8 protein-coding genes are annotated in these 5,505 nt (G+C 34.2%); all 8 read left to right on the top strand.

Translation table 11 applies throughout. The features are described 5' to 3' along the window. Positions 1–148 precede the first annotated feature (148 nt). The 8 genes from CFE23_RS16355 (at position 149) to CFE23_RS16320 (ending at position 5,382) form a co-directional block, all read left to right on the top strand. Positions 149–778: a hypothetical protein gene (locus tag CFE23_RS16355; protein ID WP_291090454.1), complete on the top strand. Its 630-nt coding sequence runs from the start codon at positions 149–151 to the stop codon at positions 776–778. Positions 779–1,033: 255 nt separating this feature from the next. Then, the gene (gene fic, locus CFE23_RS16350) at positions 1,034–1,585 is read left to right on the top strand and encodes a protein adenylyltransferase Fic (RefSeq protein WP_291090451.1); all 552 of its coding nucleotides are present in this window, start codon (positions 1,034–1,036) and stop codon (positions 1,583–1,585) included. A gap of 216 nt (positions 1,586–1,801) precedes the next feature. Then, positions 1,802–2,239 carry a hypothetical protein gene (locus CFE23_RS16345; protein WP_291090448.1) on the top strand — a complete coding sequence of 146 codons (438 nt, stop codon included), beginning with the start codon at positions 1,802–1,804 and terminating at the stop codon, positions 2,237–2,239. A gap of 690 nt (positions 2,240–2,929) precedes the next feature. After that, positions 2,930–3,175: a type II toxin-antitoxin system ParD family antitoxin gene (locus tag CFE23_RS16340; protein WP_291090445.1), complete on the top strand. Its 246-nt coding sequence runs from the start codon at positions 2,930–2,932 to the stop codon at positions 3,173–3,175. Then, positions 3,175–3,471 (top strand): type II toxin-antitoxin system RelE/ParE family toxin, encoded by a 297-nt coding sequence (locus CFE23_RS16335; protein ID WP_291090442.1) that lies wholly within the window; start codon positions 3,175–3,177, stop codon positions 3,469–3,471. The genes CFE23_RS16340 and CFE23_RS16335 overlap by 1 nt, the downstream gene beginning before the upstream one ends. 173 nt (positions 3,472–3,644) lie before the next feature. Next, positions 3,645–4,217: a hypothetical protein gene (locus tag CFE23_RS16330; RefSeq protein ID WP_291090439.1), complete on the top strand. Its 573-nt coding sequence runs from the start codon at positions 3,645–3,647 to the stop codon at positions 4,215–4,217. A gap of 173 nt (positions 4,218–4,390) precedes the next feature. After that, a complete protein-coding gene (locus CFE23_RS16325; RefSeq protein ID WP_291090437.1) occupies positions 4,391–4,738 on the top strand; it encodes a hypothetical protein in 348 nt (115 codons plus the stop codon). A 161-nt stretch (positions 4,739–4,899) separates the two neighbouring features. Continuing rightward, a complete protein-coding gene (locus tag CFE23_RS16320) occupies positions 4,900–5,382 on the top strand; it encodes a DUF2314 domain-containing protein (RefSeq protein ID WP_291090435.1) in 483 nt (160 codons plus the stop codon). The last annotated feature ends 123 nt before the right edge of the window (positions 5,383–5,505 follow it).

Genomic DNA, 5,505 nt, shown 5'->3' with positions numbered 1-5,505 from the left:
ATAACAGCGGTTTCACGCAATTGCTACTTTCCTTGTAAAATGAACTTCTTTTTTCCATAACTTCGTTCTGTCCAGCCGAGAGTACTCAGTTCCAAATGCCGCAACTGACGTGAAGCCGCCGGACGTTATGCGAAATACTTGAGAAACGATGAACGAAAATAGTTCCGAAAACTTTACTGATAATTTTGAAAAGGAGATATTTAAACAAAGTTTTGACTTGAGTATTGACTACGCTGAAATTTCTTTAGATGCTATTTGCCGAGAAGATGCATTGAAAGAAATTCCTATCGTAAAATCTCTCCTTGCATTTTATAATATTTCGTCTTCGATTGTAGCACGTCATAATGTTAAAAAAATAATAGTTTTTCTTCAACAATTTCAATCACGAACTATTGACCGGCAACAATTAAACAAATTCAAAGAAAGGTTTAAAGAAGACATGAAATTTAGAAATTCAACCATTGAGAATATTTTAGTGTTACTTGAAAAGTTTACTGAAATAGAGCAAGCAAAAATTCTGGCTAACCTTTTTAGTGCTTACATTAAGGAAGATTTAACTTGGGACGAATTCAAAAAAATGTCTTTTATCATTAAAAATTTGAATCCTGCGGCTTACGAAATACTGGAAAAAAAAGTAAACAAAGAACATATGCCGATGACAAAAACAATCGAAGGTGAAGGTTTTTTACTTGCATGCGGAATAGGTTCAACTTTTGAAGACCAATATCGATTTAGTAGTACAGGTGAAAAACTATTTAAATTTGGAATGAAATCGTAAGTAGTACTTCGCATAACAGCGGTTTCACGCAATTGCTACTTTCCGTGTAAAATGAACTTCTTTTTTTCATAACTTCGTTCTGTCCAGCCGAGAATACTCAGTTCCAAATGCCGCAACTGACGTGAAGCCGCCGGACGTTACCGGCAAGCGCGGCGCGAACGGACTAAATTGACTTCAAGGACTCAAAATCGTTTTTTAATGTTTCGTTTAGTAATACATTTGAGTATTTTTGTATAAAATCACTGGAACAAGAAAATGAAAAATATTGACAAAAACAGTTTGGAGAATGCTTACCGCCTATTTGAGTCTAACGATATAAGTTCTATAGAAATTGGCACTACTAAAGGTTTGATAGAAATTCATCAATATCTGTTCGGTGGCCTATATGATTTTGCAGGGGAAATTCGCATAAAAAATATTTCTAAAGGCGGTTTTAGATTTGCAAATGCTTTATATCTAAATGAGATTTTGGTAAAAATTGAGCAAATGCCTGAACAAAACTTCGAGCAAATTATAGCAAAATATGTAGAGATGAATATTGCTCATCCATTTATGGAAGGAAATGGCAGGACAATGCGGATATGGCTTGATTTGATTTTAAAAAATAGAATCCAAAAAGTTGTAAATTGGCAATATGTGGACAAATCGCTCTACTTGCAAGCCATGGAACGAAGTCCAATCAATGATTTAGAATTAAAAACATTGCTCCAGGCAAATCTCACAGACGAAGTGAATAACCGAGATGTTATTTTTAAAGGGATTGAACAATCCTATTATTATGAAGGCTACGAAAAAGATGAAGAATAGCGCCAGCCGGTAACAGCGGTTTCACGCAATTGCTACTTTCTTTGTAAAATGAACTTCTTTTTTCCATAACTTCGTTTTGTCCAGCCGAGAGTACTCAGTTCCAAAAGCCGCAACTGACGTGAAGCCGCCGGACGTTGTGCGACAGTTTAACCGAGCCGTAACCAAATTACCGTGAAACGGAAGTTCAAAATATTCTGCTTTATCAATCTAGTTATTTTGTCTAGCTGTAATAGCTATTGTATAAGCTATGATAGAAATAAAATCATTAAAAAATACGGCAAAAACTATCAAATCCATTTGAATCATTCATCGATAGATTTTATGAACGTTTATTTAGATAAAGAAAATATCAAGAAGATAACAGTCAACAAAAACTCAAAGTTAGTAGAGATTCAAAGTGTACTCGAACCTAAATATCTTTTACTAGCAGAACTTAATCTTGATAGCCTAAGTAAGCGGCCAGGTTTTGGTAAAAACAAAATAGAAAGCTTGATATTAAATGGAGAAATAGTTTCGGATGAACAAATGAAAAACACAAAGATTGAAATTTCTGCAATTACAAATATCCAACTACTAACTCAAGAACAAATGAACAATTCAATAAATTGTAGAATGGCAATTGGAGATTTCTTTTTAATAAATACGAAACAATAAAACCGTCGCACAACAGCGGTTTCACGCAATTGCTGCTTACCTTGTAAAATGAACGACCTTTTTCCATAACTTCGTTCTGTCAAGCCGAGAGTACTCAGTTCCAAAAGCCGCAACTGACGTGAAGCCGCCGGACGTTACACGCCATTGGCTCCGTGAAGAAATCACGATTCGCGTCATTGAAAAGATTCGGCTTGTGTAAAATAGAAATTGCTTCTCTCCTATTTCCTGGAAACATAACTTTGTCAATTTTGCAACTCTGAAATCGGTTGTGGAAATTCGGTCGTTTGCTTTTTCGTTTTGAGTAGCGGAGAGTTCTCAGCGAGATTTAATTGGGTTCAATCATGCTTAAAAACTTTATCATTTTTTTTCTGCACTGAAACTGCTGCAGCTTTCTTTCTTTTCTTCGGTGATCAGCAAAAACACAATTCACTGCAGAAAAACTTTCTGGTTACTTTGTGTGATTTTGCAGCTGTGTCGCTACGGCGTGTAACAGCGGTTTCACGCAATTGCTACTTTCCTTGTAAAATGAACTTCTTTTTTCCATAACTTCGTTTTGTCCACGCCGAGAGTACTCAGCTTCGAAAGCCGCAACTGACGTGAAGCCGCCGGACGTTACCTGCCACCAAAAAAGCGACGTGAAAATTGCAATCGATACCAATAATTGGTATATTTGAGCAAATTTTAGAAATCATGGCAAAAAACACATCAATTTTACTCGGAGATTATTTTGATAACTTTATCAATAGCCAAGTTAAAACTGGGAAATTTTCCTCAGCTAGTGAAGTAGTTCGTGCTGCGTTAAGAATGTTTGAACAGGAAGAGACAAAAAAAGATCAATTGATCAAAGAACTGATTAAAGGAGAAAAATCAGGATTTGTAAAAGATTTTGACCGTACTTCATTTTTGAAGAATCTTAATGAAAAGTATACGGAGTAATGAATTACATTTTAAGTAAAAAAGCTTCAGAAGATTTAGAAAATATATGGCTTTACACTTTTGAAAATTGGTCCCGAGATCAAGCTAACAGATATGTAAATTTATTACTCGATGAAATTGAATATTTGTGTATCAAACCTGAATCAGGCTTTGATTTTTCAAAAATTCGAAAAGGATATTTCCAATCAAAAGTGAAATCTCATTTTATCTTTTACAAGGTTTATAAAAAACGAGATGAAATAGAAATCATTAGGATTTTACACGAAATGATGGACATAGAAAGTCATATCAAATAAAATCTTGGCGGCAGGTAACAGCGGTTTCACGCAATTGCTACTTCCCTTGTAAAATGAACTTCTTTTTTCCATAACTTCGTTTTGTCCACGCCGAGAATACTCAGTTCCAAATGCCGCAACTGACGTGAAGCCGCCGGACGTTATGTGTAATGCTATCGCCGAAATCACGAACTATGATCAATAAAATTCCAAGAGATGTTTGCCTAATAAAATATAGAAAATTTCCATTGTATGCTTTTGATGCAGAGATTGACGATCACATTTTTTATTATCCAAAAATACATTTCCATTATTGGATCAAATTACCTGACAATACAAAAACATTATCTTCGCAATTACACAAACTCTATCAATATCTAAATATTGAATATTTGGTTTTTATGTGTGACTATAACAGAATGTGGATTTCGAAATTTACTGAGCAACGAAATGATTCAAAGAAATTAACTGAAGCAGTAAATTATTTCAAAAGCTATAAAATTGGAAATCGTTTTAATGGCGGAGTTAAAGTTGAAATTTCACAGCTTGAAGAATTCATTAAACATGTATTTACTATAACTGTATGTGATGCTTCATTTGCAAATTATCATTTCATAAATGAAGAACAGAAGATTTTAGGATTTATACATTACTCTGGAGAGGTTAGAATTGACATTTTGGATAAAAATGCAAACGAAATCTTTTTGAACGAAATTTCAAAGACTAAATTTATAAATGTCATACGAGAACACACTGATAAGATATAAGCACTACACATAACAGCGGTTTCACGCAATTGCTCCTACCCTTGTAAAATGAACTTCTTTTTCCATAACTTCGTTTTGTCCAGCCGAGAGTACTCAGCTTCGAAAGCCGCAACTGACGTGAAGCCGCCGGACGTTAACTGTAACCTTTCCCAAAAATTGCGTTGAAAACCAAAATGAAAACAAATTATTGCTTACTAATTTTCTTTTTAATCTTTCTTGTTTCCTGCAAAGAGAAATTTGAAAAATCTAAATGGCTTTTCAAAAGCGATATGGAATATCCTTACCGTAATAAAATAGTCGATGACTTAGTCGAAAATCAAAAATTGAAAGGTTTGACTTATTCAAAAATAATTGAATTACTCGGCACTACGAATGGAGAATCAGAACCTGGAAAATTAACTTACGATATAGAAACTGATTATGGAATGGATATTGATCCTGTTTATAACAAATATTTAGAAATCAATTTTACAAAAGATAGCATCGTCAAAAGTTTTAAAATTGTCGAGTGGAAAAAATAAGGCTACAGTTAACAGCGGTTTCACGCAATTGCTGCTTTTCGTGTAAAATGAACTTCTTTTTTCCATAACTTCGTTTTGTCCAGCCGAGAATACTCAGTTCTAGATGCCGCAACTGACGTGAAGCCGCCGGACGTTATATGCCATTTCAAACCGAACGCACTATGAAAAACGCTATTCTCCTACTCTTTCTAACATTTGTGAGTTGTAATTCGCAAAGCAAATCGGACAATCAAAATGATCCAATAGTGAATGTTTCTGCTGAAGACATTGAAATGAACAAAGCTATACAGACTGCAAAAAATACTTTAAAAGATTTTAATAATGCGCTTATTTTAAAAAATGCAAATTTTAATTCTTTTGCTCTAAAAGTAAAATTTGAAGATGGTGAAGATGTAGAACATGTTTGGCTAAGCTATATTGAAAAAAGGAATGGCGAGTTTTTTGGCGTTGTAGATAATCTTCCTGAAAAAATTACCAATCTGAAACTTGGCGATACAATTAAAATAGAAAAAAGTAAAATAACTGACTGGATGTTTCTTGAAAAAACAAAATTAAATGGAGGTTTTACTATCAGAGTTTTAAGAAACCGCATGAACGAAGCAGAGAAAAAAAAGTTTGATTCTGAATGCGGGTTTGAGTTCTAGAGAAACGGCATATAACAGCGGTTTCACGCAATTGCTATTTTCCTTGTAAAATGTAACCGCTTTTTCCATAACTTCGTTTTGTCCACGCCGAGAATACTCAGTTCCAAATGCCGCAACTGACGT

The sequence above is a fragment of the Flavobacterium sp. BFFFF1 genome (assembly GCF_002256285.1).
Classification (GTDB): Bacteria; Bacteroidota; Bacteroidia; order Flavobacteriales; family Flavobacteriaceae; genus Flavobacterium.
This window is presented reverse-complemented; position numbering and strand designations above follow the sequence as displayed.

Coding starts and splice junctions, on each gene's coding strand:
- CFE23_RS16355 (WP_291090454.1), top strand. CDS start 149: ATGAACGAAAATAGTTCCGAAAACTTTACTGATAATTTTGAAAAGGAG.
- fic (WP_291090451.1), top strand. CDS start 1,034: ATGAAAAATATTGACAAAAACAGTTTGGAGAATGCTTACCGCCTATTT.
- CFE23_RS16340 (WP_291090445.1), top strand. CDS start 2,930: ATGGCAAAAAACACATCAATTTTACTCGGAGATTATTTTGATAACTTT.
- CFE23_RS16335 (WP_291090442.1), top strand. CDS start 3,175: ATGAATTACATTTTAAGTAAAAAAGCTTCAGAAGATTTAGAAAATATA.
- CFE23_RS16330 (WP_291090439.1), top strand. CDS start 3,645: ATGATCAATAAAATTCCAAGAGATGTTTGCCTAATAAAATATAGAAAA.
- CFE23_RS16325 (WP_291090437.1), top strand. CDS start 4,391: ATGAAAACAAATTATTGCTTACTAATTTTCTTTTTAATCTTTCTTGTT.
- CFE23_RS16320 (WP_291090435.1), top strand. CDS start 4,900: ATGAAAAACGCTATTCTCCTACTCTTTCTAACATTTGTGAGTTGTAAT.